We start from the raw sequence: 25,046 nt of genomic DNA on the forward strand, positions 1-25,046 counted from the left end.
TGTAGTTAAACGTCCATTTCCTATCACTGTGTATAACTATCACGCAGATGTTTTACACCCATCCCGAATTTGTCAATAAGGAGGTAGAAGTCCATGCCACCCGATGGTCAGCACATGGATCGACGAGTAAGGCGTACGCGTGAAACGCTGAAATCTGCTCTGCTGCATTTAATCAAGCAAAAGGATTTTAACTCCATCACCGTCTCTGATATTGCGGAAGAAGCTGACTTTAATCGAGGAACCTTCTATGTTCACTACCGTGACAAAGAGGAGTTATTGACAGAACTCATTGAGGAAATCATACACGGGGTTTCCCAGAGATACGTGATGCCAAGCGAAGCCTCGGAATACAAAATTGATTACAATCAAGAGAAGCCTGGCAGCCTTCCTTTTTTCACGTACATTCTGGAGAATTCCCTTTTTTTCAAGGTCATGTTTGAGAGCAAGCAATTGGAAGGATACATTCACAATCAGCTCTTTCAAACCTTGCAAAAATACCTTTCGGAAAGAATGACGTATCTGTCCGACAATGACGAGAGAATGTCATCCGATGAAGATATTTACGTTATCTACCTCTCCTCCGTCATCATTGGGGTCGTCCGCTTTTGGATTAAGAACGACTTCCAGTACTCACCTGAACAAATGGCGAAACAGTTTAATTACATCGCTTTGAGAAAGCCACTCCAAAGCATGTTTCCTTCCTAGTCTTATAAAAGTGAGGGGATCGATCAGATGGTTCGCGAACGAGGAGTTATGGGGAAGGATCGCAGGGTGAAACGAACGCGTCAATGCTTTCGGAACGCCTTGATCAGTCTTCTGCAAGAACATAGATTCACGATAATTACCGTTCAAGACATTGCCAACAAAGCAGATATCAACCGTGTCACCTTTTACTCGCACTATCAGGATAAAGATGACCTTTTGAATGACATCATGGATACCCTGTTAGCTGACATGGTACAGGCCATGCGAAAAACAGAGAACCCTCAGCATGATTCCTACTACGCCATTTCTCTTTCCCTATTTTCTTTTGTGGGTGAGCATTTTCATATTTTCCGGGTTCTCCTTCACGAAGGGAACGTCCCTGTTTTTTGGGGAAGGATGTTTTCTGCTCTCCATCAGTTTTTTTATGAAAAGATTGCATCATCCGATCATGAATTGACGACTGACGATAGAGATTTGTATAGCTACTACTTCTCCTCCGTATTCATCAGCGTCATCCAACAATGGATAATGAACCGAATCAAATACATGCCGTCCCATTTAGCTGAAATTATGAGTGATATTATGAGTAAATCTCCCCGGAAAATTATTTACAAAAAATGAAGAGACTAAATCAAAACAAGGCAGAAGTAGCTTTGGACATAAGATAACGTCCTCTTCTACTTTGCTGCCTTGTTTTGATGCTACGGACTCGTTTTTTACAACGCCCGAATATCCTCGATCAACGTCTCTACATTTTCCCTTTTCGTAGCCCAGCTGGTGCAGAATCTCACAACACTATGCGTCTCATCCGCTTTTTCCCAATGAGAGAACGAATATTTTTTGCCCAATTCCTTGCAGATCTCGTCGGGCAAAATCGGGAACTGCTGATTCGTTGTCGAGTCGTAGCGGAACGAAAAGCCTTTTTCCGCAAATGCAGCTCGAATCATCATCGCCAATTGGACCGCATGACGGGAAATGTCAAAATACAGGCCATCTTCAAACAGAGTTTCAAACTGGATCCCCAGCAGTCTTCCCTTCGCCAGCATGCCACCTCTTTGCTTGATCATATACCGAAAATCCTTTTTCAGGGCATCGTTCATCATAACGACTGCTTCCCCAAACAGCGCACCTACTTTTGTTCCACCAATATAAAAGACATCGCAGAGTCTTGCCACATCAGCCAGTGTCAAATCGCACTCCTCAGAAACGAGACCGTATCCGAGCCTAGCGCCATCTAGAAACAATGGCAACCCGTTTTCCCGGCAAACCTTACTGATCGCTTCCAATTCCGCTTTCGTGTAGGTCGTTCCATTTTCCGTCGGATGGGATATGTACACCATGCCAGGCTGTACCATATGCTCATGAGTGACGTCGTTCCAGTGGGCATCGTATATTTCTTTGACTTGATGTGCCTGAATTTTTCCATCCTCACTCGGCACGGTGAGAACTTTGTGACCAGTCGCTTCAATGGCCCCTGTCTCGTGCACAGCGATATGGCCCGTAGTGGCACTCACGACACCTTGATGCGGGCGAAGAATGGAGGCGATCACAGTCGTATTGGTCTGCGTTCCTCCCACTAAAAAGTGGACATCGGCATTCGGTGCGTCGCACGCTGTTCGAATGTACGCTCTCGCCTTTTCACAATGCTCATCCGTCCCGTACCCGGATGTCTGCTCTTCATTCGTTTCCCATAGCCGCTCCAAAATCCGCTTGTGTGCACCCTCTGTATAATCATTTTCAAATCGAATCATTCTGCGCCCTCTCCAATCGGTTCATTTTGCTTTGAATAAACAACATCGAAGAACGTACCTCACTGATTTCTGTTGGTGATAGCCCATCTAGCAGCCGCTCGATCTGTTCATCCGATCTTTCGTTCAGCTGTTGAAACAACGCCGCCCCTTTTGGAGTCAGTCGAATCAGGCTCGTCCGGTTGTCCAATGGGGAGCTTTCCTTCTCGAGAAGCCCATCCTTTTGGAGCTTGGAGATGATTCGGCTCATGTAGCTGCGATCCATGTCTAATTTTTCGACCAGCTGATTCGCAATACACGGCTCCATGAAGCCAATCTCCAGGACAACCCGCGCCTCTGTCAACGTATATCCGGTATCCAATACATGCTTGTTTAACACACCAAGAATATTGGTATAGAAGCGATTGAATTGCCGAATATCTGCGATGATGCCTTCATCCAGGCTCATGGTTGGCCTCCTTTAGTGGACATAGTCAACAATTAATCTAGTTGATTTAGTGGACTTTGTCAACATTTCGTTTGTTTGGATGGCAATGTAGGAAAAACGAAAAAACTACTGGGATGAACCAGTAGTTTTCCAAACATTATGATCTTTTTAGAGGCATTATACCCGATCTTCATTGGGTCGGTGCTATTAGGATGCATGATTGTCTCCCTTCCTTTTAAAATCAACACCTATACGTTTGTTTGCTAATGCGAAATCCCTGGATCTTTTGAACCTTATGAAGTGGAAGCCCGGCTGCAACGGCTGCTATCGAAAATCAATCAACGGCTATCCGCCATCAATAAACGGACTTTTGGATTTCACAACAAAATCACGCTGCTTTTTTCCGTGAATGAGGCTGCTGAAATAAAGCATATCACCTCACAGCTGGAAACGATTGTTCGGGAATGGCTGAACACCGATCAACATTTCCTTTACGGTGGTATCGGTGGTACTTACCTCAATGTAGAAGAGATAGCCAAAAGCTATGAGGAAGCCCAGAAGACCATCTCTTTTTTAATCAACCGCACCAATCCGGTCTCATGAGCTACGAAGAGATTGGGATTAATCGCTTTTTCTGCATCAGTCCTCGCAGGACATCGAGAAGTTTTCCGAAGAAATATTCCTTCCCCTGCGCGCGGCCCACATTCAAAGCAGTGATTCGGAGACAACGCTCATGCAGTATGTGGCATGTAACTGATCCGCGATCGATACGGCAAAGAAACTTCATATTCGTATCAATACCCTGTCTCAATGCTTAAAACGCATCGAGGAACGACTAGGTCTTCGATTTGACAGTCAGGAGGACATGCTAAAAATTCAACTGGCTTGCCATCTGAAGAATCATTTGTCTTCCTTCAAGCGCTAAGAGCAAGTTTAACGACTTGTTGATACCGATCTAGTCAGTCGTTTCTTGCAAGGAAGACGTGCGCTCTCGACCCGCGTCCGCATATAACACATGAATCCTACCAAAATTTATGCCTTTCATTCACAGGTGAATCTCTGTTATTCTGGGTCATGCCAAACAAAACAGCCGAAACTTCCTCTCGAATGGAAGTGCGGGGGATCTTCTTTTGCAGATGAGAGATCTGCATGGGGTGAATCGCCATAGTGCGTAGGGTTGTTTCCTCAATCCGAATCCGTCAGCTAACCTCGTAGGCCAAAAAAAGGAGACGATGTGAATATGAAACGCCTTGGTACAATTACGATCGCGACTTTGGGATTGGGATTTGTTCTTTCCGGCTTTTCTAACACAGCTTCTGCCGCGGCCCTTGAACAACAAACTCAATCGTTCCCATATACAGCACAATACGGCTATCAACCCGTGATGCAACAACCTGTTCAACCACAATACGCGACACCTATTCAGCAGCCTGTACAACAGCCGGTTCAACAGCAGCCGGTACCTGCTCCACAACCCGCGAAGCCAGCTAAAAAGCAAGTTGACGCATCCGCTGTCATGAAGCAGGTAGCTGATCTGGTTAACCAGGAGCGGGCTAAAGCAGGCCTGAAGCCAGTGGAGCTGGACGCTTCCCTAAACAAGGTCGCACAAGCAAAAGCGGCTGACATGTCCAGCAACAACTACTTTGACCATACAAGCCCTACGTATGGCTCTCCATTCGATATGATGAAACAATTTGGTGTGTCTTACATGACCGCTGGTGAAAACATCGCGATGGGCCAACAAACTGCTGATGAAGTCATGAACCAATGGATGAACAGTGAAGGCCACCGTCAAAACATCATGAATCCTGCTTTCACCAAAATCGGTGTAGGTTTTGTGAACGGGTACTGGGTTCAAGAATTTATCGGATAATGAAAAGGGATAGAAACGCCGAGTCCTGTAACTAGGGCCCGGCGTTTTTGGTTTTGTTTTTTACCTGGGCAGATAGCGGCTGCATATTCAGCGCAACATTCTGTACTCGGCGGGACTTTCCACGATATTAGTATCCACCCAGCCGCAGCATTCATTCGTTGAAATGCTTTCGCCCTTATGTAAACCTGCTTTTCACTTCACAGTAAATTGGTTATAGCTGACAAACTCTCCAACTGGCTTGCGATAGCCTCGGACTCTTTGGCTCGACATATCTTCCTTGCCTATCGTGATCATCAATGCCGGTACGTACTGCTCTGGGATGCTAAGCAGCTCGCGAATCGCTTCGGGATCAAAGCCAATCATCGGGCAGCTATCCCACCCTTTCTCTTTGGCTGCCAGCATGAACAGCATGGCAGACAGGCTTGCAGATCGTATAGCTTCATCGCGTCTTAACGCCTCGCCCCCTTTTTCATAAAACCGATGGATCGAGGAGACAGTGTCGTCGTATTCCCGCTTATCGATTACCCCCAGCTGGAGAAGCCCCTCATTGATTTTCCCTGCCTGCGTATGTGCCTCTTGATTGCCCAGGACCAGGATCACCGCTGATGCAGTTTTCACTTTATACTGTTTTTGTGCGGCTTCAAAGACTTTGTTCTTCATTTCTGCATCATTGACGATGACATAATGAGTATGCTGTAAGTTGAACGCAGAGGGAGCAAACTTCACGAGCGAAAAGATCTCATCGAGCTCATCTGCCGATATTTCTACATCGGGTATAAATTTTGTTGCGGACCTTCTTTGTTTCACCAGGTTTGTAAATTCACTCATCGGAATAACCCCTCTCGAAATCGTATATCTTAAATTAGAGATTTATGGGGAGAAAAAGTCGCGTCTCACCATTTTATTGGAGAAATATCTCAAATTCAAGATAATTGTATAGTGAAATTTACCAAATGTCAACAAGCATAAAGAAGACCATCCCTTCGGTACGTCAGAGACGGTCTTCTTTCCCTAATCAGTTCGGTGACACTTGCTTCGCGCCTTGTGGCTGCTTCGGTTTGCCTGCGCGCTTCAGGAAAAAGGAAGCAAGCAAAGCGACGATAACCAAAGCAAATGCCAGCAGGAACGCACTTTTCATTCCTGCAATCATCGAGAGCATACGCAGGGTAGATTCATCCTGGCCAGGTGCGGAGTTTTGCAAATATCGATCGGTCCCATTCATCATGACAGTTACCAACAAGGCAGTCCCGACAGCTCCTGCTACCTGCTGCAGCGTCCCAATGATCGCGGTGCCATGTGGATACAGAGGCGGTGGCAGCTCATTGAGTGCATTTGTCATCACGGGCATCATCAGCATGGAAATCCCCAGCATGAGCAGTGTATTGAACAGCATGATCGTGAGGTAAGAGATCGTAACGGTAATAAACGCGAATTGCAGCAAGGTGTGTGCAATCAAAATCAAGCCTACAATCGCCAGCCACTTCGCTCCGAATTTATCGAACAGCCTGCCCGTGATGGGTGACATGATGCCCATGATGATTCCCCCTGGCAGCATCACTAATCCAGCCTCAAACGGACTGTAACCCAAGGCGTTCTGGAGAAAGATCGGCAATAGCATCATCGCAGCGAACATCGCCATCATCACGATAATCATGATTAAGGTAGAGATTCGAAAAATGCGATACTGGAAGGTTCGCAGGTCAAGCAAAGGCTCCGCAATTTTTAACTGCCGAATGGTGAAGAGCACCAGCGATAAGAGACCGACCACAATCGGCAGCAAGACTGAGTAGCCTGCCCATCCTCCATGTCCTTCACTCGCACTGCTAAATCCGTACACAATTCCCCCAAATCCAACAGTCGAGAGCAGAAGCGATAGCAAATCTACCTTTGGTTTGGTCGTCTCTGTGACGTTTTTCAATCTGATAAAGGCAAAGATCATCACAAAAACAGCGATGGGCAGTACTCCGTAAAAAAGGTATCGCCAGCTGAAATGCTCCACAATGATTCCAGACAATGTCGGACCGATTGCCGGAGCAAACGTGATGACGATCCCGATCGTTCCCATTGCGGAGCCCCTCTTTTCCAGCGGGACAATGGCAAACACCACGTTGGTCAAGAGCGGGAACAAGAGGCCGGTGCCAGCCGCCTGGAGAATCCTTCCTAAGACTAACAGGGAAAAACCAGAAGAAACCGCCGCAATGAACGTTCCCACTGTAAATAATCCCATCGCTGATAAAAACAACGTTCGAGTGGTAAAACGCTGTAGCAAAAAAGCGGTGACCGGAATGAGTACGCCGATGATCAGCAAATATCCTGTAGTCAGCCACTGAGCGGTACTAGGCAAAATCCCGAGGTCCGCCATGATTTTCGATAACGCCACATTGAGCAGCGTTTCATTGAGAATCGCCACGAATACACCCAAAATCATGACGATGACCACCGTAAAGTTCGCTTTGCTCCCGAATGTTCCTTGCGCTCGGTTTATGTCCTGCTGTGTGTCCACAAACGCACTCCTTTCCGTGTCGCATGGATCGCACATACGGATCCATGGCAGATGCACGTGAGAAAATTTCAGCTCCCCCATTCTATCGTGAAAAAGAGCGGGACATTTCTTCTAAATTGCGGTATTTCCCCCCGCTCCCCCTTTCGACTTCCTGTTTCGGATCGCAGCCCTTGCCAATTCATCCGCTGCTTTATTTTCAGAGCTTGGCACCCACTTTATAAAAAACAAATCAAAGGGACGAATAAGCGTCAATGCTTCTGCAAGCAAGGGAACGAACCTGTTGTTTTTGACAAATTCCTTCTCAACTGCTTGGCTTACAAGCTGTGAGTCGGTCCGGAATGAGACCTGGCTATATCCCTTATCTTTGCATATTTGCAGCGCGATTAAGAAAGCTCGGAATTCTGCTTCGTGATTGTCCATATTCCCCAGTGGGATGGAATACTGTTCCACTTCCCCATCCTTTTTCATAAATATACCTGCACCGCTGGGACCAGGGTTTCCGGCGCTTGCTCCATCGATATACACTTCATACATCAGCACCGCCTCCAGCTCTATCGTCATTTTTAAGGATTTATTCAATCTGCCTCAACCAACAGTCATCATAGCCCATTTAAAAAGGAATGCCAATGATCAAGACTTTCCGCTTATACCGATCCTCTACAAAATTCCAAATGGTGAGGTCATCGGTTTCCAACTAAAAAGGAAAGACAGATGGATCCGCCCTTCCCCAAGTCACTTCAATCCACTATTTTTATGACAGATGTGTTAAGCAACATAGTGGTAGGCAAGCGCTCCCAAACCTACGATGGCTGCAACTCCAAGACCGACTAAGATCCAAATAAGTATGATTGCTCCGTTAACCCCTGCAGCGTACATGAAATACCTCCCTGTTTGCTTCCTTTTCTCCGGTATGCTTAGACCGACTGTTCTCTTTGGTGAGCTCGCCTCCCTCTTCTGCTCACCACCTGCTGTCAAGAGCGTGATCCCTCGCTTTTGTTCGTTAACCGAATCGCTGCCTCAAGTATATTCGAAATGGTTGTCCGATTTGTTCAATGCCGGGAATGTAAACTTGTGTAAAGCTTTGTAAGATGCATGGCTACGCTATAGCTCGGCAGCTACTTAGCTGTATTTCAATAAAAAAACAGCCAGGATCACACGAAACGTGTCCTGACTGTTCGCTGTTTTTGTGCCTTGCTTAGTAAACCTTCTTCCACTCGCCGATGTTGCTGGAGTCGAATTTGAATGGATCGCCCAGCATGATCTGTGTGCCATCGCCATCCTGGATCACTTCTTTGTCACCCAGGCGACCTGCCTTGAACTTATCTCCTACTTTACCGGTAATCGTCCCTTTGACGAGTGCGTCAGCAGCAAAGCCAGCGAGGTAGCCTACATCCACTGGGTTCCACAGGTACATCCATGGAGTCACGCCGCTTTCGATATATTCTGCCATTTCACTCGGCAAACCAAGACCCGTCAGCTGTACCTTTCCTTTCAAGCCTTTGTCCGTGAGAACCTTACCTGCTGCTGCAATCCCTACAGTAGTCGGAGCAATGATTCCCTTAAGATCCGGATAGGACTTCAAAAGTGCTTCGGTTTCCGCTACGCTCTTGTCGCGAAGGTCATCCCCATACGCTACTTTCACCAGCTTGATATCTTTATATTTTGGATCTTCCAGCTCTTTTTTCATCCATTCAATCCATGTATTTTGGTTGGTTGCTTGTGACGTAGCACTGAGAACGGCGATTTCGCCTTTGCCGCCAATCATTTCGCTTACTGCTTGAATCTGGACGCGGCCGATCCGCTCTGGGTCCGCCTGATTGATATGAACCATCCGGCTCTGCGCATTTACTGCCGAGTCGAGGGACAATACTTTAATTCCGGCATCCATTGCCTTTTTCAAGGCTGGCTGCAATGCATCCGGATCATTCCCGACAATGGCGATCGCATCCACTTTTTGAGAGATGAGTTCCTCGATCATTTGAATTTGCGCTTCCGCTGTTGGCTGGTCTGGGGCCTTCAGGATAGCTTCGCCGCCGAGTTCCTCAATGGCGTTTTTAAAGCCCTCCATCTGCTTCTCCCCATATGGGTTCCCTGTGTTTTTAAAAATAATGGCAAATCTCTTTTTACCGCCGTCTGCACCGCCTGTGCTGCCAGCGTTGTCAGCAGACTTTGGCGCCTGCGTGCTGCAGCCGACCATAACCGTTACTGCGAGCAGCAAAGACAGACACGATGTGAAGAACTTCTTCATTTGTGCTCCTCCCCTTATCTTCCATTATGTATACAAAACAGTCACGAGGACCGCTTAGTATCGGATAGAAAAATCAACTGCGCCTAAAGTAAGCGCTCTCAAATCACGGATGCCTCTTCTTTTCTGTTTGTCCCCTGCGTCTGTTTGTTTTGTTTCTTTTTGAATGATTGGACAGCAGAAGTAGACATACAGGTTGCACGTGGGAATATTACCCAAATACATCCTTTCACAGATTTAAAACGGTGAAAATCCTGTTGAACAAGAGATAACAAAAGACTTCAGACAAACAAGAATGGACAATCTCATTTTGTTTTATTTTTGTTTGTATTTTATTATTTATGTTCTGTATCTATGCATTCGTTGTATCTTTCTGATTTCCTTCTTCCTTTCAAAAAATTTCTGCTATTTTTTTCAACACACGCACTCTCTTTGCTTAAGAGATCTCGAAAATGCACGTCCCGCTTAGGAAGGTCCTGGCTTTGCTGTGAAAAAAAGGCGTACTCGATTTCGTACACCTTTTCTTGCTTCTGCTTATGGAGCTACCGTTACGGCTACGCCTTTTTCCTGCAGCTGGCGAACCTGCAATGCATCGATTTCATCATCGGTAATGATTTCATTGATTTGCTTTAATTCCGCAAAATAAGTAAAGGCCTGGACACCAAATTTGCTCGTGTCTGCAAGCAGATAGACTTTGTCAGAAATGCCGATCATTTTTTTCTTGACCAGCGCCTGCATTTCATTCGATTCGCTGATCCCGCGCTCCAGATGGATTCCTTTACAGGAGAGAAACACTTTGTCCACATGGTACTGATCCAAAGAGCGTTCCGCGCTTGGACCCAAGAACGAAAGCGACCGTGGTGCCAGCTTTCCTCCCGTTGAGATGACTTCGACCTTTTCCTTTGTACTCAGCTCCATCGCGACTTTGATGGAGTTTGTAAGGACAGTCAGCGGTATGTCGGGAATAATCGAAGCCATATACCAGGCCGTGGTGCTGGCATCCAGAATGATGCGGTCGTTTGGCTCGATGTTGGAAACGGCTTTTCTGGCGATTCGCTTTTTCTCCTCCATCATGGTAATTTCCCGCTCGATATAGGGGATTTCCGGTTGGTGCTCGGCAATGCTGACAGCACCACCATGGCTCCGCACCAGGCGCCCCGCTTCCTCCAGACGATCCAAATCTCTGCGAATCGTCTCTTCTGTTACCTGGCAAATATCGCTCAACTCGGAAACCCGGATACTCCCTCTATCGTTGACCAGACGGACAATCTTTTCGTGTCTTTCGGCTACAAGCATTGTCATCCTCTTTCCCCTTGTATATTGATCGTCTTGTCGTAATTATTTGTATAGTTTTGATTATACCAGTTTTACATGCGTACGCAGGACTTTTTTTGGTTTTTCGTTTGTTTTTTTGGATACCTTGTCTTTATTCAGCTTTTGCGTTGCTGAAGGAGCTTGTACGAGTGATCCTTGCTGAGGAAATCACGAGAAGGAAAGTGAGTGTGCCGCTACGAAAGAGATACTTATCGTCGTTGCCATAAGCCAAATGCAAAAGGCGCCCTTCCCAATCGGTAGAGCGCCTTTTCGCTGCCTATTCAGATTACTTACAATGTCACTTGCGAGATCCCCATCAGCTCTGCCACTTTTTGAAACAGCTTCGCCTGATGCCCGATTGCCATCGCGCAGTGGTGTGTCGGCGCTTCCTGGAACCACTTCTCCATATAATCATCCGGATGCTGGCGGAACTTGACCGGCGTTTGGGTATTCCCGATTTTCATGATCGGTCCGTTGGTCGACTCGCCTTCGCTGATGATCATTTTCAGCTTGCCTTCGCCCGTCTGCGTCACATTTAGCGTAGTAACAGGACCGGTCTTCACTTTTGCCTCTACGGACACGCCGGTTCCCTGCTTGCCATGGTACAGTCCCATCCCGCGCAAGACAGGCTTGCCCTCCGATATGGCAATATGGAAAGGCCCGTCATGACCGAGCAAGATCGTCTCGTCCTCGTAGTCTACAACGACGATCTCCGAGTAGCTTCCTCCTGTTCCGAGTATGTCGCAAATCTTCATGGCCACGGCAGTTTTGAGATCCCCTTCTCCAGCGCACGGAATCCCGCGTGCCGTCAGCAGTGAATGCCCGACAATAAAGCCTCCCTGCAGCTTCTCGTACTCACTTCCAGGAGCTCCATGATAATAGTAGGTCAATGCATCCAGATCGTACTCGCGGACCAGCTTTTCCTGTGCAGCTGCGACTCGGCAGGACCACTGCATCTGCTCTTCTGTCGGACGCTTGGCGATCGGGTCTGCTGGCGAATCCTCGCTGATCGTGAACATCTCCTGCACCTGGGCAAGCTTCTCCCGCACTTCGTTTTCCGTCACATCGCGCAGCATCCGATCGAGATCGCACATTTCCAAAATCTCTACATGCAGCCCTGCCTGCGCTTGAATCATGGTGAAGTCGCTGTACATGTCGAGCATTCCGCTGTATGTATTTCCTAGAAACCCAAAGCGGCTATGACGCAGCGTACGGGGAACCGCTGCAGCACGAATCCATTCCTCGATGCTCTTCCATGCTCGAATGGCCGCTAGCTGCTCCTTTGTGTTTTCATTTGTCAAGGAAATTTGTGGTGTATAGTCCAGCCCTAGCAGTCCGTTGATGACACGAAACGGAATATTCGCCCTCGCAAACGCATTCGATATTTCCGGTACCGGGCACGCTCCGCAATGCGCCAGCCATTCCCCTGTCGTCGTCTGCTCGTAGTTGATTCTTGCAGCTGGCTGCAGATTCAATACCACTACGGGAGCCTTGCAGATCTGGTGCACGGGTAAAACGGCCGAGCTGGTGCAATACGTACCAGAATGACAAAAAATCATATCCACGTTCTTTTCATTGAACCATTCCCCTGCCGCTCTTCCTTCTGCTTCCGTATCGACCAGCCCATAAAAAAAGACCTCGCCGTATTCGGACATTTTCGTCTGCATAAAACGTCCGTACTCCAGCAGTCTCTCGCGAAGTCCAGGGAACTGTTTCCAATAGACGGCCAACCCAATCGTATACAGGCCAATTCGTGCCTTTTTAATCGGTTTAATCGGTTGAAGAATCGTCATCTTGCACCACTCCTTGAAAAAAATACGAGCTTTATGCGTCCATTGTATTCGCTTACAATAAAAGAAACATCCACGCATCTTGTTCATTTATAACAGAATCTTGCTCAAGGAGGGCTAAAATGGGAAGCTACATGGAAAAAGCCGCACATGACTGGACGGACGACTCCATCCGTATCATTGCGACTCCGAGTATGGCGGCAAAATCAACCTATTTTTATGTCCAGGAAGTGGGCCATTTCCGTACACTTCCAACCTATTTCACCGAGCGTCAAAGCTTGAATTCCTTTTTGATCGTGTATACTTTGGCCGGGAAAGGCTACCTGCACTATCTAGGGGAGACACATGAGCTAAACCGCAACCAAGTATTTTTTATTGACTGTCAGGAATACCAGCATTACAAGACAGACAAGCATGAGCGATGGGAGCTCGCCTGGGTCCATTTTAATGGAAGCAACAGCCGTGGCTATTTCGAGCAATTCATGAAAAATGGTTCACCTGTACTCACGTTGGACGAGTCCAGTACGATCCCGCAGATCCTCTCGCAGCTTCTCGAGGTGAACCTGCAAAAAGACATCCGAACCGAGCCTCTTTCCTCGAAGTATCTCGTTGATTTGCTCACAGAAATGATTATCATGACGAGTCCACAGGAAGCGGACGGCGCCTTCCTGCCTGCTCATATCCAGCGAATCGTTTCTGACCTGGACAAACGCTTTCAGGAGAAGATCTCTTTGGATGATCTGGCGAACCAGCACGCCATCAGCAAATACCATTTGCTGCGCGAGTACAAGAAATACACAGGGTATACACCCAACGAGTACGTGATCCATCGGCGAATTACGTACGCAAAGGAGCTCCTTACCTACTCTGATCTGACCGTTGGCGAGATTGCAAGCCTGTCAGGAATGGATAACGTCAGCCATTTTATTCATCTTTTCAAACAGCGTGTGGAGATGACCCCGTTGGCGTACCGCAAAAGGTGGCAGCGAGTCAATTGATCGGGGGCGGGTTAGCAGGAAGTACAACAAAGACACTTGTACCTACTCCTACCTCGCTTTCCAAAGTAATTCATTGGCTTGAAAGGACCTCCTTTGATCACTTGCTAGGATCGTTGCGAGCGTTTTTTCTCCTTTCCCCAAAAAAGCAGAAACACCAATGATCCCGCCAACAAGGAAAAGATCAGCCGATATTTATTTTCCGAAAGATAGACCAGATCATGTCCAACGAACGTTTCGAAGACCATCGATAGTATTTTTCCCAGAATCGTAGCCAGGAGAAAATCAGCAAAGGAAATGGTTGTGAGTGCTGCCCCAGATTGATAACTCCGGATGGAATGAGCGGATTCATCCTCAGCAAGACGATTCATTAATCGTATGTATCCATGAGAACTTCTCCAGCTTTTTCAGACCCTTTGATTTTTGTAAGCCATATCGGTACAAAAGAAATGCCACCGTTGCTCCCAGTACTTCCCCCGTTAATGAAACGAAGAAACCGCCCACCAGCCCATAGACAATCGCATTCGCCCCAGACAAAAAGATGGACGGGAACACCCCTGCCACACTGATGATAATGTTGAGGACAATACTCCCCATGATACCGAGAATTCCCCACGAGCGAATCCATTCTGCCATTCCTTCTACGTTTGTTCACCACTCCATGAAATCGCCGGACTCCTCTCATGAACTATTCTCTCTGCAGAGTAAACCAAACTTGTGAAGAAATCATGATGTTGCATAAAAGAATACGTTCAGACAATACTAACCCTGGTTAAGAAATTGACACTTTTTGCTAAATCACTCATTACAATAGAACCTCAAGGTGATGGATACTGATGTTTTCGAAAAAAAATAAGAACAATAATGATCCCACAAAAACAATACCATGTACTACCGTTCAAACCCCTGTCACACTGGATGATCTGAAACGGGTATTGGCCAACATCGACGAAGCGGAAATCATCGAACGACAAACGAATAACGGCCAGCAGGTGATGCTGCTCTATATAAGATCGCTAGTTAATCTAGAGCGATTAAATGAAGCGATTGTCGAACCACTAATCTCCAGCTCCCACCTGACGATCCACGAGTATATGATATCCTCCAAAGTTTCCCGAATGATCACGCTAGAAGAGGCGGAAACCCACCTCCTGCGCGGAAATGTGATCCTGTACGGTATGGATCATGAGGAATTTTGGGCGGTCCCCCTGCAAAATACATTGAGTCGTTCTATCCAGCAATCTGGTACGGAAACCATTATCTATGGCGCAAAAGACAGCTTTAGTGAACTGTTGGAACAAAATATCACGATGATTCGCAGACGAATCCCACTGATGAATCTGAAAACGGAGTCTTTTACGATTGGATCCATCAGTAAAACTGAGGTCGTCATCCTGTACATCGAAGGAATCACCAATCCGGATTATGTTTCCATCGCTCGCAAGAAAATAGCATCGATTGATTTTGATCAATTTTTGGACTCCTCCCAAGTCGCTGCCTTTATGGAAGATCATAAGCATAGCGTCTTTCCTCAGTTTCAGGAAACGGATCGCCCGGATTCCTGTGCTTTTTCATTGGGGATCGGCAAACTTGTGATTATGGTAGGCAACACGGCTTATGCCTTAATTGCCCCTATCACCTTTTTTCATCTCTTTCAATCACCTGAAGATTATTTTTTACGCTGGATTATTTCTAGTTTTTTGCGTTGCATCCGGTATCTGAGCTTTATCATTTCCGTCACGTTGATTCCGTTTTATGTCGCCGTGACTACGCATCATTACCAGATGATTCCCTTGCAGATCCTCTTCGTCTTGTTGGAATCGCGAAGCAAACTGCCATTCAGCCCCTTTTGGGAAGCGTTCCTCATGTTGATCACTTTGGAAATTATAAAGGAAGCCAGTCTGCGAATGCCAACGAAGTCAGGACAAACGTTGGGAGTCATTGGTGGGATCGTCATCGGTCAAGCCACAGTTGAAGCTGGTTTTGCCAGTAATGTCTTGATCGTACTCGTGGGCATATCCGCCATTGCTTCTTTTTTAGTACCCAATTACGAAGTCACGAAATCCAATTCGCTCTTGCAATTTATTTTACTGCTCCTCGCTGCTTATCTCGGTTTGTTCGGCATTCTACTCGGTGCAATCGGTATTCTCACCCACTTGAATGGGTTAAGTTCATTGAAGCAACCTTACTTTGCACCGGTCGCTCCTTTCTATCTCAAAGAGTGGAAGGATCTGTTCATAAGAGCTCCCTTACCATGGATGAAAACGCGTCCTGAATACTTACATCCGGTGCAGAAATGGCGAATGAGCCGAAGGAGATGATCTGGTGACTGCACTTTCGTTATTTGAAAAATCTACCACATATAACGGTATCTACATCTTTATGATGGCAAACCGCTTTCAGATGCTTTACTTTGTGATCATCATGCCTACTTATTTGATTCATCCCTATATGATTTGGGGAATCGTACTCGTAGGAATCGTCTCACACTTCAATCTGATGGTGTTGTCCAAATGGTTTCGTTCGAGGTTTGCCACAAAGGGGTACGATGGCTTCGTTGAGCTATTTGGTGAGACCTTGGTACGATTTTTCGCATGGATCAGCTTGTTTTTTCTGTTGTTGAAAGCATCCATTATTCTCATAGGATATGTCGAGATTGTACATACGTTTATTTACCCTTCTATGAATCAAAGATGGCTGATTCTCTTTATGTTCTTGATCAGCTGGTATGTCGCTTCCAAAGGAATGGAAATCACCATCCGCTTTATTGTGATTGCTTTTTTCATGATCATCTGGATCATCCTGCTTATTGTGCCGTTCTATCTGCCTCCGATTGCGGCTTTCCATGATCTCTTCCCCTTAATCCCCCTGGAATGGTCACAAGTTAATTGGGACGGGCTGTTATTTATATGGTCTTCGTTGTCAGGACCGGAATACTTGATTTGTTTGGGTCCCTGGCTCCGTCCGAATGACAATACCTTCAAAAGCTTAGCGTATGCAAATGCTCTCTCTGTCCTCGAATATTTGCTTTTGTTTGTTGGATCTCTCTTCTTTTTTGGATCGAATTATTTAAGTACCAGCATCTATCCCGTTGTGAATATGTACCGATATTTGCAATCACCTGTCATTGAACGCATTGACATGCTATTGGTGTCCATCTATCTTTTCCAATTTGTATTTGCCATTTCCGTCTTACTGCTGTGTTTCTATGGCGCAGCCAGAATCGCTGGTAAAAAAACGACCAAGCCGACCTCTCGAATGGGATATTTCGCCAGTTGGCTTACCATACTCGCTTGCACGATGATCATCAACGAATGGACTTGGAATGGTGGCACCGTGGTCAATAGGTTGTTGAACCTGCAAATCTGGTCGGGGGCGATCACCTATCTGTTGGTTCCTTCCTTCCTTCTTATTTCTATCTATCGAAAAGGACGGGTGTAGCCATGCGCTGGATACACGCAGCTTTTGCATTGGCCATTTTAAGTGGGATCATAGCGGCGACGGGATGCTCTCCTTTTGTGGAGAACAATACAATCGAGGAAATCGCCCCCGTCATTTTCTGGTCGCTCAACCAGTCCGATGATAGACATTTGGAAATCAGTTCGTTGGTCCCTCCCCTCATCCATGAGAAGAAAAGAATGCTGACGTTAAATGTCGATCTGCAAAAGCAAGGTGGAAAAGAATTTAATCTGATCTATTATCGAGAATTGAAACCTGGACAGCTACGTGTAATCGTCATCAATGAAGAACTCGCTAGAAAAGGGGTGTTACCGCTCATTAGTACCTATTTGATGGATACGGACATCTCTCAGCGTTTATATCTCATCATCTCTAGAGGAAATTTTGAAGAGTTCATGAGAGCACAGCTAAATAACCAGGCGAATCTGGATTATTTCCTCTATCGCATGCTCAAACACTATGAAGCGAGTAATCAAGGAGAGATGAGCATCCTCAATCTGCATCAATTTAAAAACAAACTATTCTCGCCCTATGCTGACCCGTATCTACCTTTGTTTGAAGTGAAGAAGGACAATTTCACGTACAAAGGGACAGCCATGTTCAGGCATGACAAGATGATCAATATGCTTCCCCTCATGGACGACCAAATTTTTCAGCTGATTGATAATGATCACTACCTAAAACTTTTTGCTATACCATCCTCCGATGTCACCTTAGGTCATGTCCGCTCCAAAGTCGACATCGATCTAGACCCTACCTACAATAATATGACGATAAAGATTGCACTCACTGGCCGTCTTGAGGAGTATCGAGGGAACAAAAATATACACAAGCAGGAGGAGCTGGCTAAACTCCATCAAGACATTGAGGAATACTTAGTAAGTCGTACCTCCGATTTGTTGAAGATCATGCAACAATGGAAGATCGACCCTCTGGAAATTGGTACACGAACTCTTCATCCTTTTTCTAAGCCAATCAGTGATAGCGAGTGGCGGAATCTTTGGGAGAAAATGAAGTTCAAAATCGAATACCGACTCACGATTGAGCCGTTAGTTAATGTAAAACAGTAAAAGCCGAGGTGATACTTTCCTCGGCTTTTACCCCATCTTTTCACACTAGTTGATATCTGCAGTCTATTCCGTCCGCTTCACATGCAATAAACAATTGGACTTGCGCGTTGCTTGGATCCGCACAGTTATGTCCATCGTACCGCTCAAAATCAGCTGTAAATGTGCGTTTGTTTCCACTCTGATGAGTCCATTCCCATATTTGCTCACAGAAATGATTATCATGACGAGTCCACAGGAAGCGGACGGCGCCTTCCTGCCGGCTCATATCCAGCGAATCGTTTCTGACCTGGACAAACGCTTTCAGGAGAAGATCTCTTTGGATGATCTGGCGAACCAGCACGCCATCAGCAAATACCATTTGCTGCGCGAGTACAAGAAATACACAGGGTATACACCCAACGAGTATGTGATCCATCGACGAATTACGTACGCAAAGGAGCTCCTTACCTACTCTGATCTGACCGTTGGCGAGATTGCAAGCCTGTCGGGAATGGATAACGTCAGCCATTTTATTCATCTTTTCAAACAGCATGTGGAGATGACCCCGTTGGCGTATCGCAAAAAATGGCAGGGTATCCACTAATGCAAAGGGCGGATAGCAGGAAGCGTTACAGACACTGCCGTTCCGCGTCCGACCTCACTTTCGATATCGATCTGGCCTCCATGAGCATCCACAATCCCTTTGACCACAGTCAGTCCGAGGCCCGATCCGCCGCGCTCTCTCGTTCGTGAGCGATCCCCACGATAGAAACGGTCAAAGACATAGGGCAGATCTTCTTTCGGAATTCCAGCACCGTTGTCTTCGATATGCAGCTGAACCCGATCTCCTGAAAGCTTTACTAGGACCGCTATTTTCCCGTTTGCTTCCAGATGCTTGCAAGCATTGTTGAGCAGATTTGTCATCACCTGTGCCAGCCGCTCAGGATCGCCCATCACCCACGCAGCTGCTGCGAGTTCCTTTTCTATCTGGATGTGGTCACGGGTAAAAGCTGCACTCATTGCATCGAGGACTTGCCCTGCAAGCGCGCTCAGATTGATCTTTTCACGATTCATGCGCAAAGCCCCCGACTCGACTTGAATCACCTGATCCAGATCCCGTACGAGCCGACTCAAGCGCAAAACCTCACCACGTGTCGACTCCAAATGCTCAGGGCTTGCTTCCCAAATACCATCGATCATTCCTTCGACTTGCGCCAAAAGCGTATTTAACGGGGTTCGCAGCTCGTGCGCAATATCAGAAGTCAGGCGCTTGCGCAGTTCCTCCTGATGCTGCAGACTGTGCACCAGATTGTTGAAGGTATCGACGAGCGAAGCGATTTCGTCGTGACCGCCGGGCTCGGCTACACGGACTGACAAATTGCCCTTTGCTACTTTCTTTGCAGCAGCACTGATTTGCACGAGTGGCTTTACCAATGTACGTGCCAGCAACACACTCATGAGAATCACGAGCAAAATCAGAGCAAACATCGTCCATTGCATGGCATTGGTATGCGCCAGCTGAAAGTGGTTTTCCATGGACTGATACGAATTTTCATCATGGTAGGCGATGGAGAGATAGCCGATTTCTCGCCCATTTAACTCCAACGGGATGTCGTCTGCCATGCTTCTGTTTTCTGCATCCCCTCCCCATGACAGGACCTGCTTATACTGGGCATCAAACAAGGTGAATCGCATGCCTAGCACCGAGGAGACGGCTTTCATTTTATCCAGACTATTTTTGTCCCAGCTGCCGGTTTGCTCATAAGCCTGGATGACCATTTGGGTGATTTTCTGATTTTGTTGATTTCGGACTTCATCGAGGTACATCGTGAAGTGATAGTCCATCTCTTTCATCGACAAAAAGGTAGTGAGCATGATCGCCAAGGTTCCTACCGCCATGAGCACCAATGCGAGCTTCACCCAGATTTTTCGCATGGTGTCCTCAGTTCTTCCCCGGGTTTTCAAAGCGGTAGCCGAAGCCGTATACCGTTTTGATGTAAACCGGATTTTTCGGATCATCCTCTATTTTGTGCCGCAAATTTTTGATGTGAGTATCGATCGTCCGGTCAAAGCCGTCGTAGTCATACCCCAGCACCTGCGCCACAAGTTCTTCTCTGCTCCACGTCCTCCCTGGATATCGGCATAAGGTCGTAAGCAATCGGTACTCATTCGGAGTCAGCTCGAGCCAGTCGTCTTTTTTCCGAACTCGCTTGTCCCCGAGTGAAACGTACAAGTCCCCAACCGTCACCTGATCCGTCAAGGCTTGGTAATCACCGGCTCGTCGCAGGACAGCCCGAACACGAGCAACCAGTTCTCGAGGACTGAAGGGCTTGACCAAATAATCATCCGCCCCGATTTCCAAACCATGTATGCGATCTGTCTCCCCGCTTTTCGCTGTCAGCATCAGGATCGGTACCCGCGAATGCAAACGGATTTTCTGGCAGATTTCTTCTCCGCCCAAATCCGGAAGCATCAGATCCAGGATGATACAGTCGGGATAAAGAGAAGAAGCCATTTCCAAAGCCTCGTTGCCTGTTTCTGCTGTCACGACATGAAAGCCATCCTTTTGCAAATAGGAAGATAGGATCTCCACTATTTGCGGCTCGTCATCTACCAGCAAAATCGTCGACATAAAGCGTCCTCCTTTGGCTCGTACTAGGACTTACGATGAACGGCTTTTCTCTCTTTTCCAGAACAACAGAAAGACGAGAGAGCCTGCAAGCAATGAAATAATCAACCGAGACTTGTTTTCAGACAGGTACACCAGATCGTGACCGACAAAGGTTTCGAAAACCATCGATGGTATTTTCCCCACTAGCGTAGCGAGAAGAAAATCAGCAAAGGAAATCGACGTCAAGGCCGCTCCCAGGTTGATGACGCCGGAAGGGATCAGGGGATTCATGCGCAGCAAGGCAATCGCCAGCCCTTTGCGAATGCGAGATGATTCGTTTATCTTGTGGATCCAGGAGAACTTCTCCAGCTTTTGAAGTCCCTTTGATTTTTGCAATCCATAGCGGTATACGAGAAAAGCGACTGTCGCTCCGAGCACTTCCCCCGTCAAAGAAACAAAGAAACCTCCGACCAGTCCGTAGACAATCGCATTTGCCCCCGACAGGAAAATAGAGGGGAGCACCCCAGCCACACTAATAGCGATATTGAGTACAATACTGCCGATCACCCCGAGAATTCCCCAGGAGCGAATCCATTCTGCCAGCCCTTCTACGTTTGTTATCCAATCCATCTATCGCTGGACTCCTCTCATCTAACCATACCCTTCTAGCTTAATCGAAACTTGTGAAGAAATCATGGTGTTGGAGAAAAGAAAGTCCACACAAGGCAAAAAAGCCGAGGGGTTTCTCTCGGCTTGGTCCCGTCCCTATTCCCGCGCATCGGTACGCGTGCTTCACTCCGGTTCACATGCGATAAACAACTGGACTTGCGCGTGGCTTGGATCCGCACAATTCACACGATCATAGCGTTCGAAATCAGCACGAAACGTACGCTTATTCCCTGGCTGACGGGACCACTCCCATACCTGCTGCCACAGCTCTACGACTACCTCCACAAGTGGCCCGCGCCTGGACGTAAACACAGCATACGTGCTCGCTGGGATCACGAGTGACTCCAGCTCTTTGGGCATCTCGTTCTCCATCGTCACAGGAGCACCGATTAGCAATCGATAAGCTCCCGTTTCGTCACTTTCGTAGTCCGTATACACACCGAATACCACATTTGAATCCAACTGATGAGGGGTCTGTTCCTGAATTCCTTCTGTGTCATACCTTTTCCACAGCTCGCCAATCGTATTATCGCCCTCGCTTTGCTGCTCGTTCGTTGTACGGATACTTATTCCGGAAACTCTCATTTCCCCCAGCTCAACAAAAATAGGCTTCGTCATCGACATTTCGCTCCCTTTTTCAAAGAGTTGCTTACAAGCACAGTATAGAGGCCGTACCTTGACAGCTGTCTGTCAACATTGCGAGCTCTCGTAGTTTGCAACCATCTTTTTTACCGTTTCGTAAAGTCGATGCCTCACCCTGTCTGGTTCCACTACCCGCAACGAATCGCCAAAGCTAAGCAGCATGCCGTACAACCACTCATCATCAGCGACTTGTGTTTGAACGACTAGCATGCCATTCTCTTTTGCCGTGACGGCTTCCGGTCGAAACATATCCCGAACCCTGACAGCGACACTCGGCGAGAACTCCAAAACCAGGGAGATTTGGTCTGGACTGTTCCACTCCTCTAGCCACTTCAATGCGTCCATCCCGGTCGCGTGCGGTTGAAAATGTTCCGCTACGGTTGTCACACTGCTCATACGTGAAAGTCGGAACAGACGGTACGCTTGTCTCCAAAGACAGTAGCCGTACAAGTACCACACGTAGCCTTTCAAGACCAGCGTGATCGGTTCTACTGTTCTACTCACCTGATCTCCTTGAAGCTTGGAATAAACAAAGGATACGCGCAGCCTGTTTTCAATGGCCTCACGGAGCTGGTTAACCCTGCGCATGGATTCCTCGGTACTCCCCCATGGATTGAAATCGTAGACGATCGGATGATTTTGCCTGGTCCCGATCGCTTCGCTCCCATTCGTAATCAGCGTCTTTATTTTTTCGAGCAAATGCTGGACCTGTTTGTCCGAGATCGACGTCTGTACGCCCTTCAAAGCGGCGAGCACGGTTGACAGCTCCTCGAAGGATAGATACTGTCTATCGATCGTAAAGCTCTCCATAATTTCGTATCCGCCGTTCGAGCCAGGGTAAGCCACGATCGGAATTCCTGCCGTGTTGATCGCCTCCAGGTCACGATATATCGTGCGAAGAGAAACCTCAAAATGACGGGCAAGCTCTGATGCACGCATTCTCCGCTTATTGAGAAGCATGATGACGATTGCCAGCAGTCGCTCTACTTTCAATTCACTCACCGCCTTCTTGTCATCATCCGAACAAAAGAGGGGACGCGCAGCATCGAAATCTGCACATCCCCTTTTTGTTCCGTATCATTCCGTCGTATTTTATACGCCTGTACGTCTACGTTGATTGTTTGGCTTTTTCGTTTGTTGGCTTTTCATCGCTTGATTTTTTGCTTTTTGGTTGATCGGATTGTTGGCTTGCGCTTGCTCAGCCTTTTTCTCCGCGAGTCTGCGTTTCATCGCCTCTTGCAAGCTGATTTTTCCTGGTTTTTGTTCGGACGTTTCTTTTTCGTTTTGATTCGGCTCCGTCATGCGTAGCAACTCCTCATCAATAATGATCTACTCATATTGTATTCTAGTGCATGAACGAATGGGACGCCAGTAGGAATCTACCTATTCTGCGAAAGGTCTGACAAGACAAATGCCACGGTGGGAAGCAGCTCTTCCTCCAAGACTGGCTTGACCAGACAAGCACGGATGCCCTTTGCTTTCGCTTTTGCTACGATCTCATTCTGGCTGTATGCCGTTAGCAGCAGGACGGATGCCTGGCAGCTCTTTTGGATGAGCTCTGCCGCTGTTAAACCGTCCATCCCCGGCATTTTGACATCCATCATGACGAGATGGGGGTGCAACGCTTGCGTCAAACGGACAGCTTCCTCTCCGTTTTTCCCCTCTGCCACGACATCATATCCTGCATCCTGCAGCATTTCCACCAAATCCATGCGAGTGATCGGATCGTCATCAATGACAATGATACGATAGGTTTGACGCAAAGCTCCACCTCCTGCTCTACAGAGAATGGAAAGACATGCGATGACACCCTAGTCGAACTGCCGATTGTGATCCTAAAAACCATTATAGCGAGCACAGGAGATTTTTTCCAGCCGTGCTTATACAGCCAGCTTCCCTCAACAAGGACGTCTCGCCAAACGAGCGAGCCATTCTTCCGTGTGCTCACCAAGCGTTGGCGCTGGTGTTGCCTTATCAAGCACGCTATTCTGTTCCAAATAACACGTACCCACATAGCGCTGTCCCCATTTTTCCTGAATAAGTCCTCTTGCCTGAATCTGGGGATGCTGATGAAGCTCCCCGACCTCGAGAATCGGTGTCAAACAGCAGTCAATCGTCAGGGAAAATGTCGTCCACTCGGCTAAGGTTCGACTCGCAAACAGCTGCTTCATTTCTAGGAAGATCGGGTTATCCTCACGCTGCAAGCTCATACGCGCAGAGAGCCACTGCTTTCTATCCACGGCCAAACAAAAGTTGTCCCAAAACTTTGATTCCAATGCCCCCAATGCAACGTACCGCTTATCCTTCGTGCGATAGATCCCGTAACATACATATCCTCGGGACAGCTTGGCTAGTCCATGCTGCTCGCCGCTGCCAGACTCCACTGTCACATGTGTGGTCATCAGCGACAGGACGACATCCGCAATCGCTATGTCGAGGTAAGCTCCCCTTCCTGTTTTTCCTCTTTGGATGAGGGCAGCCAAAATGGCTTCTGAAGCAGCCATTCCCCCTGCCATATCTGCAAAAGTCAGGCTCGGCGGGATCGGCACCCCCTCTTCATCTTTCAGCTGCGCAAGTGCGCCGCTCAAAGCCATAAAATTCATATCATGGCTCCCCAGTTGATGCATCGGTCCATTTTGCCCATAGCCAGTCAAGGAGCAGTATACGATTCCAGGGTTCACGATCAGTGCATCCTCATAGCTGATTCCCAAGCGCTTTGTCACGCCCGGGCGAAAGCTCTCGATTACTACGTCTGCCTGCCTGATGAGATCGAGGGCAACGCTGCGCTGGGACGCCTCCTTCAGATCGAGCACCATGCTTTTTTTGCTGCGCCCGTTCGCCTGGAACAAGTATCGGTCAGTTCCGTCCTGTAGTACGGAATGTCGCGCTGGATCACCTCGTGGGGTTTCGACTTTGACGATCTGTGCTCCGCGATCCGCCAAGCGAAGGGTCGCATAGGGCCCAGGTAAATGCTGTGAAAAATCGATAACGAGTATGTCTGACAGCATACGCGCCC

At 47.5% G+C, this 25,046-nt stretch carries 27 protein-coding genes and 1 riboswitch; of the genes, 10 read left to right on the forward strand and 17 right to left on the reverse strand.

The features are described from left to right. Positions 1-93: 93 nt before the first annotated feature. A complete protein-coding gene (locus EDM59_RS06825) occupies positions 94-705 on the forward strand; it encodes a TetR/AcrR family transcriptional regulator (protein WP_122922910.1) in 612 nt (203 codons plus the stop codon). A gap of 27 nt (positions 706-732) precedes the next feature. Next, positions 733-1,326: a TetR/AcrR family transcriptional regulator gene (locus EDM59_RS06830; protein ID WP_122922911.1), complete on the forward strand. Its 594-nt coding sequence runs from the start codon at positions 733-735 to the stop codon at positions 1,324-1,326. A 95-nt stretch (positions 1,327-1,421) separates the two neighbouring features. On the opposite strand, the gene EDM59_RS06835 is transcribed toward EDM59_RS06830, so the two are convergent. Further along, on the reverse strand, positions 1,422-2,456 hold the full coding sequence (locus tag EDM59_RS06835; protein ID WP_122922912.1) for a threonine aldolase family protein: 1,035 nt from the start codon (positions 2,454-2,456) through the stop codon (positions 1,422-1,424). Continuing rightward, positions 2,443-2,901 (reverse strand): MarR family winged helix-turn-helix transcriptional regulator, encoded by a 459-nt coding sequence (locus EDM59_RS06840; RefSeq protein WP_122922913.1) that lies wholly within the window; start codon positions 2,899-2,901, stop codon positions 2,443-2,445. Before EDM59_RS06840 ends, EDM59_RS06835 begins: the two co-directional genes overlap by 14 nt. Before the next feature lie 279 nt (positions 2,902-3,180). Between EDM59_RS06840 and EDM59_RS06845 the strand changes: the two genes are divergently transcribed. The 3 genes from EDM59_RS06845 (at position 3,181) to EDM59_RS06855 (ending at position 4,753) form a co-directional block, all read left to right on the forward strand. After that, positions 3,181-3,483: a CdaR family protein gene (locus EDM59_RS06845; protein WP_122922914.1), complete on the forward strand. Its 303-nt coding sequence runs from the start codon at positions 3,181-3,183 to the stop codon at positions 3,481-3,483. A 160-nt stretch (positions 3,484-3,643) separates the two neighbouring features. After that, positions 3,644-3,805 (forward strand): helix-turn-helix domain-containing protein, encoded by a 162-nt coding sequence (locus tag EDM59_RS31740; protein ID WP_122923406.1) that lies wholly within the window; start codon positions 3,644-3,646, stop codon positions 3,803-3,805. 153 nt (positions 3,806-3,958) lie between these two features. Then, a riboswitch (cyclic di-AMP (ydaO/yuaA leader) is annotated at positions 3,959-4,113 on the forward strand. A 7-nt stretch (positions 4,114-4,120) separates the two neighbouring features. Next, entirely contained in the window at positions 4,121-4,753 is a 633-nt protein-coding gene (locus tag EDM59_RS06855; RefSeq protein ID WP_122922915.1) for a CAP domain-containing protein, read from the forward strand. Positions 4,754-4,945: 192 nt separating this feature from the next. Here the strand turns inward: EDM59_RS06855 and EDM59_RS06860 are convergent, their stop codons facing one another. The 6 genes from EDM59_RS06860 to EDM59_RS31355 form a co-directional block, all read right to left on the reverse strand. Continuing rightward, positions 4,946-5,581 carry a nitroreductase family protein gene (locus EDM59_RS06860; RefSeq protein WP_122922916.1) on the reverse strand — a complete coding sequence of 212 codons (636 nt, stop codon included), beginning with the start codon at positions 5,579-5,581 and terminating at the stop codon, positions 4,946-4,948. Positions 5,582-5,768: 187 nt separating this feature from the next. Further along, positions 5,769-7,181, reverse strand: coding sequence for an MDR family MFS transporter (locus tag EDM59_RS06865; protein WP_425455947.1), 1,413 nt, complete (start codon positions 7,179-7,181; stop codon positions 5,769-5,771). A gap of 186 nt (positions 7,182-7,367) precedes the next feature. Next, positions 7,368-7,790 (reverse strand): reverse transcriptase-like protein, encoded by a 423-nt coding sequence (locus EDM59_RS06870; protein ID WP_122922917.1) that lies wholly within the window; start codon positions 7,788-7,790, stop codon positions 7,368-7,370. A gap of 661 nt (positions 7,791-8,451) precedes the next feature. Beyond that, positions 8,452-9,504, reverse strand: a complete 1,053-nt coding sequence (rhaS, locus tag EDM59_RS06875; protein WP_122922918.1) for a rhamnose ABC transporter substrate-binding protein — start codon at positions 9,502-9,504, stop codon at positions 8,452-8,454. 531 nt (positions 9,505-10,035) lie between these two features. After that, positions 10,036-10,797, reverse strand: coding sequence for a DeoR/GlpR family DNA-binding transcription regulator (locus tag EDM59_RS06880; RefSeq protein WP_122922919.1), 762 nt, complete (start codon positions 10,795-10,797; stop codon positions 10,036-10,038). Positions 10,798-11,105: 308 nt separating this feature from the next. Beyond that, entirely contained in the window at positions 11,106-12,608 is a 1,503-nt protein-coding gene (locus tag EDM59_RS31355) for an L-fucose/L-arabinose isomerase family protein (protein WP_122922920.1), read from the reverse strand. Between the two features lie 119 nt (positions 12,609-12,727). Between EDM59_RS31355 and EDM59_RS06890 the strand changes: the two genes are divergently transcribed. Beyond that, complete coding sequence (locus EDM59_RS06890) at positions 12,728-13,603, forward strand: AraC family transcriptional regulator (protein WP_122922921.1); 876 nt, start codon at positions 12,728-12,730, stop codon at positions 13,601-13,603. Positions 13,604-13,954: 351 nt separating this feature from the next. Here EDM59_RS06890 and EDM59_RS31360 read toward each other — a convergent pair whose 3' ends face one another. After that, on the reverse strand, positions 13,955-14,236 hold the full coding sequence (locus tag EDM59_RS31360; protein WP_246010927.1) for a TVP38/TMEM64 family protein: 282 nt from the start codon (positions 14,234-14,236) through the stop codon (positions 13,955-13,957). Positions 14,237-14,436: 200 nt separating this feature from the next. Between EDM59_RS31360 and EDM59_RS06900 the strand changes: the two genes are divergently transcribed. The 4 genes from EDM59_RS06900 (at position 14,437) to EDM59_RS06915 (ending at position 18,712) form a co-directional block, all read left to right on the forward strand. Continuing rightward, positions 14,437-15,921 carry a spore germination protein gene (locus EDM59_RS06900; RefSeq protein ID WP_122922922.1) on the forward strand — a complete coding sequence of 495 codons (1,485 nt, stop codon included), beginning with the start codon at positions 14,437-14,439 and terminating at the stop codon, positions 15,919-15,921. 4 nt (positions 15,922-15,925) lie between these two features. Then, positions 15,926-17,041 (forward strand): GerAB/ArcD/ProY family transporter, encoded by a 1,116-nt coding sequence (locus tag EDM59_RS06905; RefSeq protein ID WP_122922923.1) that lies wholly within the window; start codon positions 15,926-15,928, stop codon positions 17,039-17,041. Between the two features lie 2 nt (positions 17,042-17,043). Continuing rightward, positions 17,044-18,129, forward strand: coding sequence for a Ger(x)C family spore germination protein (locus tag EDM59_RS06910; protein ID WP_122922924.1), 1,086 nt, complete (start codon positions 17,044-17,046; stop codon positions 18,127-18,129). A gap of 220 nt (positions 18,130-18,349) precedes the next feature. Continuing rightward, the gene (locus EDM59_RS06915; protein ID WP_183192834.1) at positions 18,350-18,712 is read left to right on the forward strand and encodes a helix-turn-helix transcriptional regulator; all 363 of its coding nucleotides are present in this window, start codon (positions 18,350-18,352) and stop codon (positions 18,710-18,712) included. Here the strand turns inward: EDM59_RS06915 and EDM59_RS06920 are convergent. From EDM59_RS06920 to EDM59_RS06955, 8 genes are all read right to left on the reverse strand, one after another. Then, positions 18,709-20,043, reverse strand: a complete 1,335-nt coding sequence (locus EDM59_RS06920) for a sensor histidine kinase (RefSeq protein WP_122922926.1) — start codon at positions 20,041-20,043, stop codon at positions 18,709-18,711. The two genes, EDM59_RS06915 and EDM59_RS06920, sit on opposite strands and share 4 nt — an antisense overlap. Positions 20,044-20,050: 7 nt before the next feature. Then, positions 20,051-20,740 carry a response regulator transcription factor gene (locus EDM59_RS06925; RefSeq protein ID WP_122922927.1) on the reverse strand — a complete coding sequence of 230 codons (690 nt, stop codon included), beginning with the start codon at positions 20,738-20,740 and terminating at the stop codon, positions 20,051-20,053. A gap of 30 nt (positions 20,741-20,770) precedes the next feature. Next, complete coding sequence (locus tag EDM59_RS06930) at positions 20,771-21,349, reverse strand: TVP38/TMEM64 family protein (RefSeq protein WP_122922928.1); 579 nt, start codon at positions 21,347-21,349, stop codon at positions 20,771-20,773. Between the two features lie 162 nt (positions 21,350-21,511). Beyond that, complete coding sequence (locus tag EDM59_RS06935; RefSeq protein WP_122923408.1) at positions 21,512-22,006, reverse strand: GyrI-like domain-containing protein; 495 nt, start codon at positions 22,004-22,006, stop codon at positions 21,512-21,514. A 72-nt stretch (positions 22,007-22,078) separates the two neighbouring features. After that, positions 22,079-23,023 (reverse strand): helix-turn-helix transcriptional regulator, encoded by a 945-nt coding sequence (locus EDM59_RS06940; RefSeq protein ID WP_122922929.1) that lies wholly within the window; start codon positions 23,021-23,023, stop codon positions 22,079-22,081. A 99-nt stretch (positions 23,024-23,122) separates the two neighbouring features. Further along, positions 23,123-23,332, reverse strand: a complete 210-nt coding sequence (locus EDM59_RS06945) for a hypothetical protein (protein ID WP_122922930.1) — start codon at positions 23,330-23,332, stop codon at positions 23,123-23,125. 77 nt (positions 23,333-23,409) lie between these two features. Further along, a complete protein-coding gene (locus EDM59_RS06950) occupies positions 23,410-23,793 on the reverse strand; it encodes a response regulator (protein WP_122922931.1) in 384 nt (127 codons plus the stop codon). Positions 23,794-23,928: 135 nt separating this feature from the next. After that, positions 23,929-25,038 carry a CaiB/BaiF CoA transferase family protein gene (locus EDM59_RS06955; RefSeq protein ID WP_122922932.1) on the reverse strand — a complete coding sequence of 370 codons (1,110 nt, stop codon included), beginning with the start codon at positions 25,036-25,038 and terminating at the stop codon, positions 23,929-23,931. Between the last annotated feature and the right edge of the window lie 8 nt (positions 25,039-25,046).

This window comes from Brevibacillus nitrificans (assembly GCF_003710965.1).
In the GTDB taxonomy this organism is placed as follows: Bacteria; Bacillota; Bacilli; order Brevibacillales; family Brevibacillaceae; genus Brevibacillus; species Brevibacillus centrosporus.